The sequence below is a fragment of the Streptomyces sp. NPDC008079 genome, from assembly GCF_042957385.1.
GTDB lineage: Bacteria > Actinomycetota > Actinomycetes > Streptomycetales > Streptomycetaceae > Actinacidiphila.
The window spans coordinates 22209-36309 of sequence record NZ_JBIBIC010000012.1 but is presented as its reverse complement, the minus strand read 5'-3'; the positions used below and the strand labels follow the sequence as shown (position 1 = coordinate 36309).

Genomic DNA, 14101 nt, shown 5'->3' with positions numbered 1-14101 from the left:
TTGTCGCCTAGGCCCTCTCGATCCCCGCAAAGAGGTCGTCCTCAGGGATCGAGGTGTCCACGCGGGACTGCGCCAGCTCGTAGTCCTCGGTCGGCCAGACCTCCCGCTGGAGGTCCATCGGGATACGGAACCAGCCGCCGTCCGGGTCGATCTGCGTGGCGTGCGCGAGCAGCGCCTTGTCACGGATCTCGAAGAAGTCCGAGCAGGGCACGTGGGTGGTGAGCTGCCGCTCCGGGCGGTCGAACTCCTCCCAGCGCTTGAGCCACTCGCCGTACGGGGACTCCATGCCGCGCGCGAGCAGCGCCTCGTGCAGCGCGAGGGTGCGCTCCTTGTTGAAGCCCTGGTTGTAGTAGAGCTTCAGCGGCGTCCACGGCTCCCCGGCCTCGGGGTAGCGCTCGGGGTCGCCCGCGGCGTCGAAGGCCACCGCCGAGATCTTGTGCGTCATGATGTGGTCCGGGTGCGGATAGCCGCCGTTCTCGTCGTACGTGGTGATGACGTGCGGCCGGAACTCGCGGATCAGCTTCACCAGGGTGCCCGCGGCCACGTCCACGTCCTGGAGGGCGAAGCAGCCCTCGGGCAGCGGCGGCAGCGGGTCGCCCTCGGGCAGTCCCGAGTCGACGTAGCCGAGCCAGGACTGGCGGACGCCCAGGATCTGGCGCGCCTCGTCCATCTCCTTGGCGCGTACCTCGTGGATGTTCTCCTCGATGTAGGGGTCGCCCTGGAGTTTGGGGTTGAGCACCGAGCCACGCTCGCCTCCGGTGCAGGTCGCCACCAGTACGTCCACCCCCTCGGACACGTACTTGGCCATGGTGGCCGCGCCCTTGCTCGACTCGTCGTCGGGGTGGGCGTGAACGGCCATCAGTCGAAGCTGCTCAGTCAAGGCTGGGTCCTCAGGTCTTCGGGGTCCGAGCGGCGCCGAGCCCCCGTCTTCTAAGCCCCCTCCGTCGGCCGAGAGGGCGCCTCCTATAGTGACCGAGTGAGGGGACGATTAATTCCGCCGTTCCCGCGCTCGGGAGGAAAAGCCTATGACCGCCGTGCGGCCCGGTGAGCCGGGCGCCCGCCCCGCCCTGCCCGACGGCAGGTACGGTCCGGGCGCCGACGCGCGGGCGGACCGCAAGCTGCGGATCGCCGCCGTCGTGCTGGGCGCGCTGATGGTCGTCGGCGTCGGCTGGTACGGCTGGCACGCCCTCACCGGCACCAAGGTCAGCGGTCAGGTCATCGCCTTCAAGGCCGTGTCGGACCAGGCCGTGGAGATCCACCTGGAGGTCCACAAGGACCCGGGGACCGTCGCCGTCTGCACCCTGCGCTCGGTGGACGTCGACCACAACGAGGTGGGCCGCAAGGACGTCCGCCTCGCGCAGCACGCCCGGCAGGTCGACACCGTCGTCACGGTGCGGACGACCTCGCGCGGTGAGACCGGTGAGCTGGTCAGCTGCCAGACCGCCCCGCGCGGCTGACCCCGGACCCCGGCACCCGCGTTCGTTTCTCGTCCCCTTGACCGACGAGTAATTGTTAGGCTCGTGGTTTCGTCCCGGCGACCGGTGGCAATGGACTTGTTCATCGGGGCGCACCCCGGCACCGGCCGTGGGGACGAGCCGTCGGCCCCACGGGTGCGACGGCACACACCGCCCCGCGGGGAGTCCGCGGGACAGGCACACGGCATGACCAGTACCGACGAGGAGCACCTGTGACCCAGACCAGCGAGAACGTCACCTGGCTGACCCAGGCGGCGTATGACCAGCTCAAGGCCGAGCTGGAGCATCTGTCTGGTCCGGCGCGCGCCGAGATCGTCGCCAAGATCGAGGAAGCCCGCCAGGAAGGCGATCTCAAGGAGAACGCCGGCTATCACGCGGCGCGTGAGGACCAGGGCAAGCTGGAGCTGCGCATCCGCCAGCTCAACCAGATCCTGGAGTCCGCGAAGGTCGGCGAGGCCCCCGCGGACGACGGTGTGGTGGCGCCCGGCATGGTGGTGACCATCGCCTTCGACGGCGACCCCGACGACACCATGACCTTCCTGCTCGGCTCCCGCGAGGGCGTCTCCAGCGACCTGGACACGTACTCGCCGCAGTCGCCGCTCGGCCGCGGTGTGGCGGGCAAGAAGCCGGGCGAGGACGCCACGTACGAACTGCCCAACGGCAAGAGCGCGTCGGTGAAGGTCCTCGACGTGAAGCCGTACCAGGGCTGAGCGGACAGCGGTGTGCCGCCCGTCCCCGTGGCACGGGCGGCACATGTGTGACGCGGCTCTCCGCGAAGGCGTCGGGCGTGACGCGATCGTCGAGCGTGAGGCGGTCGTCCGGCTCTCCGCGGTGACCGGCTGTTAAGCGGTCGCCGAGCGGTACTTGCGGACCGCGAGCGTACGGAAGACCACGATGATGAGCACGGACCAGATCAGCGACGCCCACACCGGGTGCTGCATCGGCCAGGCGCCGGACTGCGAGACGCCCGGGTTGCCGAAGAGCACGCGGCACGCCTGCACGGTGGCGCTGAACGGGTTCCAGTCGGCGACCGCCTGGAGCCAGCCCGGCATGTTGGACGAGTCCACGAAGGCGTTCGACACGAACGTCACCGGGAAGAGCCAGATCAGGCCGCCCGAGGTGGCCGCCTCCGGGGTGCGGACCGACAGGCCGATCAGCGCGCCGATCCAGGAGAAGGCGTAGCCCAGCAGGAGCAGCAGCAGGAACGCGCCGATCATCTTCGGCACGCCGTTGTGGATGCGCCAGCCGACGAGCACGCCGACCACCGCGAGGACGACGACGGTGAGCGTCGTCTGGACAAGGTCGGCGAGGGTGCGGCCGGTGAGCACCGCGCCGCGCGCCATGGGCAGCGACCGGAAGCGGTCGATGAGGCCCTTGTTCATGTCGTCGGCGATGCCCGCGCCCGCGCCGGCGGTGGCGAAGGTGACCGTCTGGGCGAAGATGCCCGCCATCAGGAAGTTGCGGTAGTCCGAGGCGCTGAGGGAGCCGCCGACGGCGACCGAGCCGCCGAAGACGTAGCTGAACAGCACCACGAACATGATCGGCTGGATCAGCCCGAAGATGATCATCTCGGGGATGCGCAGCATCCGGATCAGATTGCGCTTGGCGACGACCAGCGAGTCCCTGACGGACTGGACGACGCCGCCCGCGCCCTTGGGCGCGGCGGTGGTCACGATGTCGGTCGTGGCGCTCACTTGACTGCCTCCTTGCGGGACGCGTCGGCCTTGCGGGCGCCCGGGTCCTCGGTCTCCTCGTCGGCGGCGTTGTCCTGCTCGGCCGCGTGGCCGGTCAGGGAGATGAACACGTCGTCCAGGGTGGGTCGGCGCAGGCCGATGTCGTCGATCTCGATGCCCTGCGCGTCCAGGTCGCGGATCACCTCGGCGAGCAGCTTGGCGCCGCCGGTCACCGGGACGGTGATCTTCCGCTGGTGTTCCTCGATCTTCGCGTCGCCCTTGCCGAATCCGGCGAGCGCGCGGGCGGCGTCGGAGATGCGGTCCCGCTCGTGCACGACGACCTCGACGCGTTCGCCGCCGGTCTGCGCCTTGAGCTGGTCGGAGGTGCCGCGCGCGATGACCTTGCCGTGGTCGATCACGCAGATGTCGTGCGCGAGGTGGTCGGCCTCTTCCAGATACTGGGTGGTGAGCAGCAAGGTGGTGCCGCCCGCGACCAGTTCCTGGATGACCTCCCAGAGCTGCTGGCGGTTGCGCGGGTCGAGTCCGGTGGTCGGCTCGTCCATGAACATCACCGGCGGGCTCACGACGAGCGCGGCGGCGAGGTCGAGGCGGCGGCGCATACCGCCGGAGTAGGTCTTGGAGGGCCGGTTCGCGGCGTCCGCCAGATTGAAGCGCTCCAGCAGTTCGTCGGCCCGCGCGCGGGCCGCCTTGGCGCTCATCTGGTAGAGCTGGCCGACCATTTGGATGTTCTCCCGGCCGGTCAGATACTCGTCGACCGCGGCGAACTGGCCCGACAGGCCGATGTGCCTGCGGACCTCGTTGGGGTGCTTCAGTACGTCGATGCCCGCGACGACGGCTCTGCCGCTGTCGGGTTGCAGGAGTGTGGTCAGGACCCGGACGGCGGTGGTCTTTCCCGCGCCGTTCGGCCCGAGCAGCCCGAGGACCGTGCCCTCCGGCACGTCGAGGTCCACTCCCCCCAGTGCCTTGACATCGCCGAAGGTCTTCACAAGACCCTCTGCATAGATGGCGCCCGGCATTTTGTCACTCCGTCCGTTGGTGCGGTGTGCAGCTCTCACGACTGGTGCGGTGTGCGGCTTCATGACTTCGACCGCCCGAACGGCCGAAACTCATCGCTCAGCGCGCGGCGGACCGCGCGGCGAACCGCGATGGAACGCGAGAATGACAGACGCGATATATCGCGTCAAGCCAATTTCGCGTCCGCCACGGAACCTGGTACACGGCGCGCCGCCGCGGGGCTCGGCGGGCGGTTCCCCCGCGGCGGCGGGTCGTACGACGGCGAGCTCCGCCCGCCGGGGCGGTCACCGGATGACGGTGTAACCCGCGTTCTCCAGTGCCTCGCCCACGGCGACACAGTGCTCAGGTCCCTTGGTTTCCAGGTGCACCTCGACCTCGGCCTCGGTGAGGCCGAGCCGCGGGTCGGTGCGCACATGGCTGACATCGAGGACGTTAGCGTCGACCACTGACAACACCCCCAGGAGCGTGGCGAGCGCGCCGGGCCGGTCGGTGAGACGCAGCCGCAGGGACAGGTAACGGCCGGCGGCCGACATGCCGTGCCGCAGGATGCGCTGCATCAGCAGCGGGTCGACATTGCCGCCGGAGAGCACCGCGACGACGGGCCCCCGCAGCGCCTCGGGCGCGGCCAGCAGCGCCGCGACCGGACTGGCCCCGGCCGGTTCCACGACCAGCTTCGCGCGTTCCAGGCAGAGCAGCAGCGCGGAGGAGAGCTGGTCCTCCGTCACCGTCACGACCTCGTCCACCAGGTCCCTGACCAGGGCGAACGGTATGTCGCCCGGACGGCCGACCATGATTCCGTCGGCCATCGTGGCGACCGTGCCGAGCGCCACCGGGCGGCCGACGGCGAGCGAGGGCGGATACGCGGCGGCGCCCGCGGCCTGCACGCCGACGATCTTCACATCGGGCCGCAGCGCCTTGACGGCGACCGCGAGACCGGCGGCGAGACCGCCGCCGCCGATGCCGACCACGATGGTGCCGACCTCGGGGCACTGCTCAAGGATCTCCAGGCCCACCGTGCCCTGCCCGGCGATGATGTCCGGGTGGTCGAAGGGGTGGATGAAGACCGCCCCGGTCTGCTCGGCGTACTCGATGGCCGCCCGCAGCGTCTCGTCGACGACCGCGCCGTGCAGCCGTACCTCGGCGCCGTAGTCACGGGTCGCGGCCACCTTGGGCAGCGGGGCGCCGACGGGCATGAAGACGGTCGAGCGGACGCCGAGCAGGGAGGCCGCGAGGGCCACGCCCTGGGCGTGGTTCCCGGCGCTGGCCGCCACCACCCCGGCCGCGCGCTCCTCCGGGCCGAGGCCCGCGATGCGGACGTACGCGCCGCGAATTTTGAACGAACCTGTGCGTTGAAGATTCTCACATTTGAGGTGCACAGGTGCTCCGACCAGCGACGACAGATGGCGGCTGCCTTCCATCGCGGTGATACGGGCCACCCCGGAGAGCATTTTGTGCGCTCCTCGCACGTCATCGAGGGTGATCGAAGGGGACGCTGCGGGCACCGAACTGTCCATGGGCCCAGTCTCCCAGCTCCGGCGGACCGCCACCGCCGGGGGCCAAGGGTGTCACCGGCGGCCGGAATACGTGTCAGGGCCGGGGCCGCGGCGGGCGGCGTATTGCCGGTGAAGGGTCACGGGGCCTTCCGCGCCGCGTACTCTTCTCCACAACTTCCGCCTTCCCGTTCCCCTTCACAGGACCGACAGAACGCGAGCTTCAAGGTCATGTCCAACCCCACGGAGACCTCGACCGAACTCCTTGAGCGCCTCCAGCACCAGGTCGCACTTTTCGCCCGTCGCGCGGAACAGACGCGGCTCGGCGGAGTCGGCAAGGCCCGCAACTCCATGGACCGCGCCGCCTACCTGCTGCTCAACCGGCTCGACCGCGAAGGCCCGATGGGCGTCAAGGCGCTCGCCGAGGCCATGGGCATCGACTCCTCCACGGTCACCCGCCAGGTCGCCCCGCTCGTCGACACCGGCCTGGTCAAGCGCACCTCGCACCCGGAGGACGGCCGCGCGGTCGTCCTCGCCCTGTCGCCGCGCGGCCGGTCCCGGCTCGACGCGGTACGCGACTCCCGCCGCCGGCTGATGGCCGAGGTCACCGACGAGTGGACCCCGCGGGAGCGGGAGATCTTCACCGAGCTGCTGGCCCGCTTCAACACCTCGCTCGCCGACTGGCACACCGGGGCGGGACAGCGCGAAGAGCCGGAGTCCGACGAGGCCGGTGGGACCGAGGGGACCGGCGGCGCGACCGGGTCGCGGGGAGACACGCAAGGGGCTTGACCCGGAACGCCCGGTTGCCGTCCCATGGCCGCGTGGGGAAGCGCCGGGCGGCAGCGGAAAACCGACGGGACGCCGAATTCGCGGCGTTCACCGCGGGCGCGGCGGGCCGTCTGCTGCACGCCGCCACACTGCTGGCGGGCGACCCTGAGGCCGCCGACCGCCTCCTGACCGCGACGCTCGCGCACGTCTACGCCAACTGGCTCACGATGCGCGCGGAGGACCCGTACGAACGGGCCAGGAGCGAGCTGGTACGGCGGTTCGCCTACCGCCCGTGGTGGCGGCGGCCCCGCGGCGGCACCCTGGACCGGCTCAGCGGCCAGGAGCGGCTGATCGTCGTGATGCGGCACTTCGAGGGCGTCGCGGAGGAGCAGACCGCGGCCCAACTCGGCCTGCCCGTCGAGCGGGTGCGCGCCATCTGCGCCCGCGGGACGGCCACGCTGCGCAGCAGGCCCGAAGGGGACGATCCGGCGGCCGCGGCGGCGGCCAGGGCCGTGGCCGCCGCCGCGGCGCGGGCCCGCAGAGCCCCCGGGGAGACCGAACCGGCTTCCGAGGCAGCGGAGTTGGCCGAGTCCAGCGCGGTGGCGCCGTGAGCCGCCTGCCCAACCGCCGCGACGACGAGGTGCGCCGCCTGCTGGACACCCCGCACCCGGTGGTCCCGCTCGATCTCACCGCCCGCGCCGCCGCCCGCGGACGCCGGATCGTACGCCGCCGCCGGGTCGTCCGACTCGCCCTGTGGCTGGTGCTGTTCGCGGCCGTCGTGGCCGGTCTGGTCCTGGCCGCGGTGGCGTGGCCCGACCACTCGGCCCCTACGACGCCGACGGACGGCAGTTGGTGGTCGGCGACGGGCTGACGCCTTTCGTGGGAAAGGCGCCGGGCCCGTACGGTACGCGGCGCGCGCGACCGTACGGGCCCGGGAGTTCACGCTCTCACGACCGTGTCACGACCTCAGCCGAGGGCCTGCGCCAGGTCGGCCAGCAGGTCGTCCGCGGCCTCGATGCCGACCGACAGGCGTACCAGATCGGCGGGCACCTCCAGCGCGGAACCGGCCACCGAGGCGTGCGTCATACGGCCCGGGTGCTCGATCAACGACTCGACGCCGCCGAGGGATTCGCCGAGCGTGAAGAGCTCCGCGCGGTCGCAGACGGCGACCGCCGCGTCCTCGCCGCCCACGACGCGGAAGGACACCATGCCGCCGAACGCCTTCATCTGCTTGGCGGCCACCTCGTGCCCCGCGTGCTCCGGCAGACCGGGGTAGTACACCTGCGCCACCTTCGGGTGCGCGGCCAGCATGCCGGCCACCCGCGTCGCGTTGGCGCTGTGCCGGTCCATCCGTACCGCGAGCGTCTTGACGCCGCGCATCACCAGCCACGCGTCGAACGGCCCGGCGACCGCGCCCATCGCGTTCTGGTGGTACGCCAACTCCTCGCCCAGGCCCGCGTCCGAGGTGACCAGCGCGCCGCCGACCACGTCGGAGTGCCCGCCCATGTACTTGGTCGTGGAGTGCACGACGACGTCCGCGCCGAGCGCCAACGGCTGCTGGAGGTAAGGGCTCGCGAAGGTGTTGTCGACCACCAGCCGCACCCCGGCCTGCCGGGCGACCCCGGCGACCGCCGCGATGTCGGTGATGCCGAGCAGCGGGTTCGAGGGCGTCTCGACCCAGATCAGCTTGGTCTCCGGCCGGAGCGCGTCCCGTACCGCCTGGACGTCGGAGGTGTCGGCCACCGACCAGCGCACGCCCCAGCGCTCCACGACCTTCGCGAAGAGCCGGAAGGTGCCGCCGTACGCGTCGTTCGGGATCACCACGTGGTCGCCCGGCGCGAGCATCGTACGCAGCAGGCAGTCCTCGGCCGCGAGCCCCGAGGCAAAGGCGAGGCCGCGGCTGCCGCCCTCCAGCGCCGCCAGGTTCTCTTCGAGGGCGGTCCTGGTCGGGTTGGCCGACCGGCTGTACTCGTAGCCGCCGCGCAGGCCGCCGACACCGTCCTGCTTGTACGTCGACACCTGGTAAATCGGCGTCACCACGGCCCCGGTCTGCGCGTCCGCGGCCTGGCCGGCGTGGATCGCGAGGGTCTCGAAGTGCTGGTGGCCGATGTCCTGGTGCCCGATGTGCTTGTCGCTCATGGCCCCGAGCGTAGTGCCGCCGTCAGGCCCGCGCCGACAGCCTCGCACGCAGCACGGCCGCGCTGCGCTCGCACCACTCGGCGTTTCCCCGCTCGAAGGCGAGGCCGCGCAGGCACGTCAGATACGGGCCGATGCGGGTGCCGTGGCGCAGGAAGTCCTCCTCGTCCCGGTCGCCGCGGAGCTTGCCGAGCAGGGTCGTGAACAGCTCGGCCTTCGCCGCCGCGAAGGCGGCGCGCTCCATGAGCTGGGCGATGACGGCCTCGGTGCCGAGGCGGTCGGCGGTCTGAACCTTCACAAGGAGTTCATCACGGATGAAGGACGGTTTCGCGGGCGCCGCCGCGAAGCGTTCCAGTTCGGCGAGGCCGGCGTCGGTCACCTGGAAGAGGCGCTTGTTCGGCCGCGTGTCCTGGACGACCTCCCGGCCGGTGACCAGGCCGTCGCTCTCCAGCCTGGTCAGTTCCGCGTAGAGCTGCTGGGGCAGCGCGTGCCAGAAGTTGGCCACGCCGACGTTGAACGCCTTGGCCAGCTGGTAGCCGCTCAGCTCCTCGTCCAGCAGCGCCGCGAGGACCGCGTGGCGCAAAGCCATCGCCCGGCCTCCTCCCGTCCGCCCGGTCCGTTGTACGCTCGACATGGTACTCAAGAAAGTGACTAATCAGATGCACGACTAGGGGGTCCGCCCAGGGCAGCCCTCCAGAACCGAAGGAGCAGCCGCCGTGACCGCGACGGACGCCGTGACCGCAGACCCCTCCGCCTTCCGCGCCGCCGTCGAGTCGGGCGACGTCGAGGCCCTCAGCCGCCTGTTCACCGACGACATCCGGCTCTACAGCCCGGTGAAGTTCACCCCGTTCGAGGGCAAGCCGCTCGTCGTCGGCCTCTTCCACGTCCTGGTGCGCACCTTCGAGGACTTCCGCTACATCGGCCGGTTCGACGGCTCCGCCCGGACCACCGGTGACGGCACCGACACCCCGTCCGCGATCCTGCTCTTCCGCGCCACCGTCAACGGCAAGGAGATCCACGGCATCGACATGCTCCAGTTCGACCCGGCCGGGCTGATCAAGGAGATCACCGTCATGGTCCGCCCCCAGTCCGCCGTCCAGACCCTCGGCGAAGCCGTCCTCGCCGGCCTCGTCGCCGACGGCCTGGCCCCGGCCCCGGCCCCGCGCTGACGGCCGACGGCTCGGCCCGCACAGGAGGCAGGGGGCAAGGGGTGGATGACGTGACCGGGGAACCGCCGCTCGCGGCGGATGAGGCGTTGCGCCACGTGACCGGCCTGGCGCGGGCCGGGACGCCGGTTGCCGCCGGGGTGCGGGTGAGTGTGAATTTCCATCCGGACCGCGGCGGGATGCTGGAGGCGCTGGGACGGGAGGGCGTGTACCGGTCGCAGTTCGTGACCGGTACGAGCAACGGGGGCCTGACCGCGTATCCGGGCGGAGACCGGTGGCGGTGGGAGAGCCGGATCTTCGGGGGCGCGTACGACCGGGCGGACGGGCGGGCACGGCCGGTGTACGGGGCGTTGAACTTCCGGCGCGAGCGGGTCGGCGCGGCCCCGCGCTTCGGGTCCGCGCACTTCCGGCTGCGCGCCGGGACGCTGGCACGGGCGACCTTCTGCTATCCGGACAGCGCCCGGGAACCGTCCGACTTCGGGGTCGAAGGGACGGTGTCGGCCCTGGTGGAGCTGGCCCGCGCGGACACCGCGGCCGGGCGGGGGGACGCGCTCGACGGCTATGTGGAGGCGCAGGTGCACGGTCCCGTGGTGCTCGCCGAGGACGTGGAGGCGCTGGTGCTCGACCCGAGCCACCGCGGCACCGCCGTGGAGGACGCCGCGCGCCTGCTGCCGTGCCCGCTGGAGTGGCACGCCGGTTTCCGCCTCGCCGTCACGGAGTTGCGCCGCCACCCGGACTACCGGGGGCCGGAATTCGTCGCGCTGGGCGCCGAGATCGCGGAGGGCGGATTCCTCGACCCGCGCGTCATCGGCGAGGCCGCCCGCACCGGCCGCCACGACCCGCAGTCGCTCAAGCGCGTCTGGCACTGCGTGGCCCGCTTCGGGGCGCCGCCGGAGGGTCAGGCGGTTGTGGTGGGGGAGGTCGGGGAGGTGGGGAGGCGGTAGTCGGACAGGGAGAGCATGCGGCGGTGCTGGGGGCGCAGACCCGTGATGTGGAGCGGGAGCGCGAAGGCGGTGCAGCGGGCGTGCAGGCTGCTCAGGAAGCGCAGCGCCGTCGTGTCCATGAAGGGGACGGCGTCGAAGTCGAGGTGGACCCCCCGCAGGCCGGGGCGCAGCGCCAGTTGGGCCTGGGTCAGGGCCGGGCGCGCTTCGAGGTCGATGTCCCCGCACGGCCGGAGGGTGAGTATCCCGTCGTCGTCCAGCGCGGTCGGACAGGTGAAGGGAGCCGTGGCGTCCATGGCGGTCTGTGTCCTCTCTCGAATCTCGAAGGGTCTGCACCCTTGGACACCGTGGGCGGACGGACATCACGCGCGGGGACGTACCCGGTGAAAACGGGCGGTCTCAGACGATCGCGGTGACCGTCACCGACACCGTGACCGGCGTGGTCAGCGTCTGCGGATACGTCGTGTAGACCGCCTCGACGACCGCCTCCCGCACGTGCTGGGCGACCCGGGCCGCCTGGTAGCCGGTGCGTACGGCCAGCGAGACCGTGACCGCGCACTGCGCGGGGTCGGTCCGCCACCGCACGGTGACACCGGGGGCGGTACGGGAGCGCAGCCGGTCGGTCAGGCGCGGGCTGAGGTAGGCGACGCCGGGGACGTCGGCCGCGGCGGCGCCCGCCGCGGTCGCGGTCTCGCGCTCTTCCGGTGTGCGGGTCAGCGGGTTCATCGGGTCAGCCCTCCCCGGAGGTCGCGTCGTTGAGCGGGCGGTCGGCCGCCGCCCCGTCGTCCAGAACGTCCACCACCGACACATCCACCGCGGCGACGTCCAGGCCGATCACCGCGTGCGCCGCGTTCATGACGCGTTCGCGGACCGCCGCGGCGGCCTCGGGGACGGTACGGCTGAGGACGACGGCCACTTCCAGGCGGACCCGCAGCGGCACGCGCGGCAGCGGCAGCCCGGGCAGTACGTAGCGCGCGGGCTCGCGGGCCGCGGTGATCCGGCAGCTCCCGGCCACGACACCGGGAACCGCGTCCGCGGCCTGCCGGAAGAGCCGGGCGGCGGCGGTCTCGGTGATCCAGTCGTCGGCCGCGGGGTCGCCGAGCGGTACGAGGCGGCCGGGCCGCAGTTCGGTCCGCACCAGGTCCATCACGCGGGCGGCCAGATCGGGCGCGGGCAGGTCGCGTACCGCCAGCGCCTGGTGCACGGCCTGGTCGAGCTGGGCCAGTTCGGCGAGCGAGTCCCGGCAGTGCGGGCAGTCCTCGTGGCCGGGGGCGGGCTCGCCGCCCTCCCACAGATCGGCCAACGAGGCGTCGCAGGGCAGGAGTTCGTCGTCTAGCGCCATGTGTCCATCGCCTCCGTCAGATAGCGGCGGGCCCGGAAGATCCGTCCCCGGACGGCCGGTTCGCCGATCCCCACGGCGGCGGCGATCTCGTCGTACGACAGGCCGTGGAATTCGCGCAGCACCCAGCACGCGCGCTGCTCGGGGGTGAGCCCGGCCAGCGCGCGGTGCAGCGCCTCGGCCGACGCGGCGGACTCCGCGGCGCGGACGGGCGAGGACTGGTACTCGGGCGCGGCGGGTTCGACGATCGAGTCCAGCGGCTGGGTGGGGCGGCGGCCCCTGAGGACGTTGAGGCAGCGGTTGGTCACGATGCGGTACATCCACGTGCCGAAGGCCGCGTTCCTGCGGAACTCCGGCAGCCGCCGCCACGCGCTGACATACGCGTCCTGCACCGCGTCCTCCGCCTCGGCGTCGTTGCCGAGCAACCGGCGTGCCAGGCGCAGCAGTTCGCCGCTGTGCCGCCGTACCAGGATCTCGAACGCCTCGTCGTCGCCCTCGCTCGCGCGGGCGACCAGCAGGTCTTCCTCCCGCCCGGACGCCGGCGGCTCCGGCTCGGGCGGGGGCACATGCGACGGCGCCCCGTCGGACGCCTCACCGGACACGGCACCGCGCCGGGTCCTCGGCGGCGAGCAGAGGCACGTACAAGCAGGTCAACGTCGTCCGTCCAACAGGTGATCGCGGTCCACGGGGGTGTGCCGTACGGCACCGGGTTCGTGCGAGCGGCAGCGGCGTGCGGGGGCGCCGGGGTGGGACAGCCCCGGCGCCCCCGGAGAACGGCTACTGCACTCGTCCCTCGGCGGGGATGTCGTCGTCCTCGTCGGGCAGGTGCACGTCGACGATCGAGACGTTGACTTCGACGACCTCGAGGCCGGTCATGCGCTCGACGGCGGAGATCACGTTCTCCCGTACGTCGGCGGACACATCGGTGATGGCGACGCCGTACTCGACCACCAGCTCCAGGTCCACGGCCGTCTGCCGCTCGCCGACCTCGACCTTGACGCCGCGGGTCACGTTGGGGCGGCCACCGGGGACGCGGTCGCGGATGGCGCCCATGCTGCGGGCGAGGCTGCCGCCGAAGTCGTGGACGCCGAGCACCTCGCGTGCCGCCATGCCCGCGATCTTCTCCACGACGGAATTGGCGATGGACGTACGGCCTCGCTCGGCGGGCACGCGGAAGGCGCCGTCGGCCCGCTTCTCCAGGCCCTGCCCCTTGCTGCCGTCGTCGTCGCGGTCCGTGCTGGTGCGCTGGGGCGAAACCGGCGCTTCGGCCTTCGTCGTGGTCATACCGGGTCTCCTGGTGTTCGCAAGTACACCGGCCGGGTCGCGCGGATCCACTGACGCGGATCGCACGACGGTGGATCGTACGAATACGCCGACCCTACGGTGCATGTGGCGGCCTCATGGGCCCTGACATTCTTAAGACACCCCTGATCCGGAGACCTCACGCGCGAATCCGGGATCTTCTCGAAGAGATTCCCGCGCGGGTCGGCGGGAGCGGGCCCGGCCCGGGTCCTGAGGCTCCGCACCCCCGGTCCCGGCGGGGCTCAGACGTCGGTGCGCACCCAGAGGCAGAAGGGGTGCCCGGCCGGGTCGAGGAAGATCCGCGTGTCGTCCTCCGGCTGGTACGCGGCGAGGGTGGCGCCGCAGGCCAGGGCGGTGGCGGTGCCCGCCGGGAGGTCGGTGACCTCGAAGTCGAGATGCAGCATCATCTGCTGCGCGGCGGGGGCGGAGGGCCAGGTCGGCGGGGTGTAGAGGGGCTCGGTCTGGAAGGACAGGCCCGTGCCGCCGCCGGGCGGGTTGAGCTTGACCCAGTCGGGCTCCCGCGCGGTGACCTCCCAGCCGAGCAGCCGCCGGTAGAAGTCGGCGAGCGCCGTCGCGTCGGGCGCGTCGAGGACGACGGCGGTGAAGGTCGTACGCAGTGGTGCGGTCGGCTCTGACATCGGTCTCCCCTGGTCGCGGCGGCCCGGCTCTCGGGCGTGCGGCCCGTCCGCGGTCCAGCGTGGCACCGGGCACCGACAACGCGGCGCCGCCTCTCCGCCGCCGGACGGATCGACCGGCGGAGGGGAGGCGAGGGGCCC

The 14101-nt window shown here is 72.1% G+C and carries 19 protein-coding genes; 7 read left to right on the top strand and 12 right to left on the bottom strand.

Going from position 1 to position 14101, the window contains the following annotated elements; translation table 11 throughout:
* Positions 1–7 precede the first annotated feature (7 nt).
* Positions 8–880, bottom strand: a complete 873-nt coding sequence (gene mca / locus ACFZAM_RS23850; RefSeq protein ID WP_355350124.1) for a mycothiol conjugate amidase Mca — start codon at positions 878–880, stop codon at positions 8–10.
* 145 nt (positions 881–1025) lie between these two features.
* Between mca and ACFZAM_RS23845 the strand changes: the two genes are divergently transcribed.
* Positions 1026–1457: a DUF4307 domain-containing protein gene (locus tag ACFZAM_RS23845; RefSeq protein WP_355350127.1), complete on the top strand. Its 432-nt coding sequence runs from the start codon at positions 1026–1028 to the stop codon at positions 1455–1457.
* A 230-nt stretch (positions 1458–1687) separates the two neighbouring features.
* Entirely contained in the window at positions 1688–2185 is a 498-nt protein-coding gene (greA, locus tag ACFZAM_RS23840) for a transcription elongation factor GreA (protein WP_188280881.1), read from the top strand.
* Between the two features lie 132 nt (positions 2186–2317).
* Here greA and ACFZAM_RS23835 read toward each other — a convergent pair whose 3' ends face one another.
* The 3 genes from ACFZAM_RS23835 to ilvA form a co-directional block, all read right to left on the bottom strand.
* Positions 2318–3169, bottom strand: a complete 852-nt coding sequence (locus tag ACFZAM_RS23835) for an ABC transporter permease (RefSeq protein ID WP_355350130.1) — start codon at positions 3167–3169, stop codon at positions 2318–2320.
* A complete protein-coding gene (locus tag ACFZAM_RS23830) occupies positions 3166–4185 on the bottom strand; it encodes an ATP-binding cassette domain-containing protein (RefSeq protein ID WP_391049111.1) in 1020 nt (339 codons plus the stop codon). The genes ACFZAM_RS23835 and ACFZAM_RS23830 overlap by 4 nt, the downstream gene beginning before the upstream one ends.
* Before the next feature lie 282 nt (positions 4186–4467).
* On the bottom strand, positions 4468–5697 hold the full coding sequence (gene ilvA / locus ACFZAM_RS23825; protein ID WP_355350136.1) for a threonine ammonia-lyase: 1230 nt from the start codon (positions 5695–5697) through the stop codon (positions 4468–4470).
* A gap of 207 nt (positions 5698–5904) precedes the next feature.
* Between ilvA and ACFZAM_RS23820 the strand changes: the two genes are divergently transcribed.
* Genes ACFZAM_RS23820 through ACFZAM_RS23810 form a run of 3 tightly spaced genes read left to right on the top strand, consistent with a single transcriptional unit; the run spans position 5905 to position 7312 of the window.
* Positions 5905–6462, top strand: a complete 558-nt coding sequence (locus ACFZAM_RS23820; protein ID WP_355350139.1) for a MarR family transcriptional regulator — start codon at positions 5905–5907, stop codon at positions 6460–6462.
* 32 nt (positions 6463–6494) lie between these two features.
* Positions 6495–7052, top strand: coding sequence for a sigma factor-like helix-turn-helix DNA-binding protein (locus ACFZAM_RS23815; RefSeq protein ID WP_391049108.1), 558 nt, complete (start codon positions 6495–6497; stop codon positions 7050–7052).
* On the top strand, positions 7049–7312 hold the full coding sequence (locus ACFZAM_RS23810) for a hypothetical protein (RefSeq protein WP_391049106.1): 264 nt from the start codon (positions 7049–7051) through the stop codon (positions 7310–7312). The genes ACFZAM_RS23815 and ACFZAM_RS23810 overlap by 4 nt, the downstream gene beginning before the upstream one ends.
* 95 nt (positions 7313–7407) lie before the next feature.
* Here the strand turns inward: ACFZAM_RS23810 and ACFZAM_RS23805 are convergent, their stop codons facing one another.
* Together ACFZAM_RS23805 and ACFZAM_RS23800 are read right to left on the bottom strand one after the other, a co-directional pair.
* Positions 7408–8580, bottom strand: coding sequence for a cystathionine gamma-synthase (locus ACFZAM_RS23805; protein ID WP_355349930.1), 1173 nt, complete (start codon positions 8578–8580; stop codon positions 7408–7410).
* A 22-nt stretch (positions 8581–8602) separates the two neighbouring features.
* Positions 8603–9166, bottom strand: coding sequence for a PadR family transcriptional regulator (locus ACFZAM_RS23800; protein WP_355349927.1), 564 nt, complete (start codon positions 9164–9166; stop codon positions 8603–8605).
* A 127-nt stretch (positions 9167–9293) separates the two neighbouring features.
* Between ACFZAM_RS23800 and ACFZAM_RS23795 the strand changes: the two genes are divergently transcribed.
* Both ACFZAM_RS23795 and ACFZAM_RS23790 read left to right on the top strand, forming a co-directional pair.
* Positions 9294–9746, top strand: a complete 453-nt coding sequence (locus ACFZAM_RS23795; protein ID WP_391049101.1) for a nuclear transport factor 2 family protein — start codon at positions 9294–9296, stop codon at positions 9744–9746.
* 50 nt (positions 9747–9796) lie between these two features.
* Complete coding sequence (locus ACFZAM_RS23790; protein ID WP_391049099.1) at positions 9797–10687, top strand: DUF3626 domain-containing protein; 891 nt, start codon at positions 9797–9799, stop codon at positions 10685–10687.
* Here the strand turns inward: ACFZAM_RS23790 and ACFZAM_RS23785 are convergent.
* From ACFZAM_RS23785 to ACFZAM_RS23760, 6 genes are all read right to left on the bottom strand, one after another.
* Complete coding sequence (locus ACFZAM_RS23785; RefSeq protein ID WP_355349918.1) at positions 10642–10980, bottom strand: STAS domain-containing protein; 339 nt, start codon at positions 10978–10980, stop codon at positions 10642–10644. The genes ACFZAM_RS23790 and ACFZAM_RS23785 overlap by 46 nt on opposite strands.
* Positions 10981–11083: 103 nt before the next feature.
* Positions 11084–11410, bottom strand: coding sequence for an Asp23/Gls24 family envelope stress response protein (locus ACFZAM_RS23780; RefSeq protein ID WP_391049097.1), 327 nt, complete (start codon positions 11408–11410; stop codon positions 11084–11086).
* A gap of 4 nt (positions 11411–11414) precedes the next feature.
* Positions 11415–12026, bottom strand: coding sequence for a hypothetical protein (locus tag ACFZAM_RS23775; RefSeq protein WP_355349913.1), 612 nt, complete (start codon positions 12024–12026; stop codon positions 11415–11417).
* On the bottom strand, positions 12017–12589 hold the full coding sequence (locus ACFZAM_RS23770) for an RNA polymerase sigma factor (protein ID WP_355349938.1): 573 nt from the start codon (positions 12587–12589) through the stop codon (positions 12017–12019). The genes ACFZAM_RS23775 and ACFZAM_RS23770 overlap by 10 nt, the downstream gene beginning before the upstream one ends.
* 211 nt (positions 12590–12800) lie before the next feature.
* Positions 12801–13307, bottom strand: a complete 507-nt coding sequence (locus ACFZAM_RS23765) for an Asp23/Gls24 family envelope stress response protein (protein ID WP_391049094.1) — start codon at positions 13305–13307, stop codon at positions 12801–12803.
* 260 nt (positions 13308–13567) lie between these two features.
* Positions 13568–13963, bottom strand: coding sequence for a VOC family protein (locus ACFZAM_RS23760; RefSeq protein WP_391049091.1), 396 nt, complete (start codon positions 13961–13963; stop codon positions 13568–13570).
* Between the last annotated feature and the right edge of the window lie 138 nt (positions 13964–14101).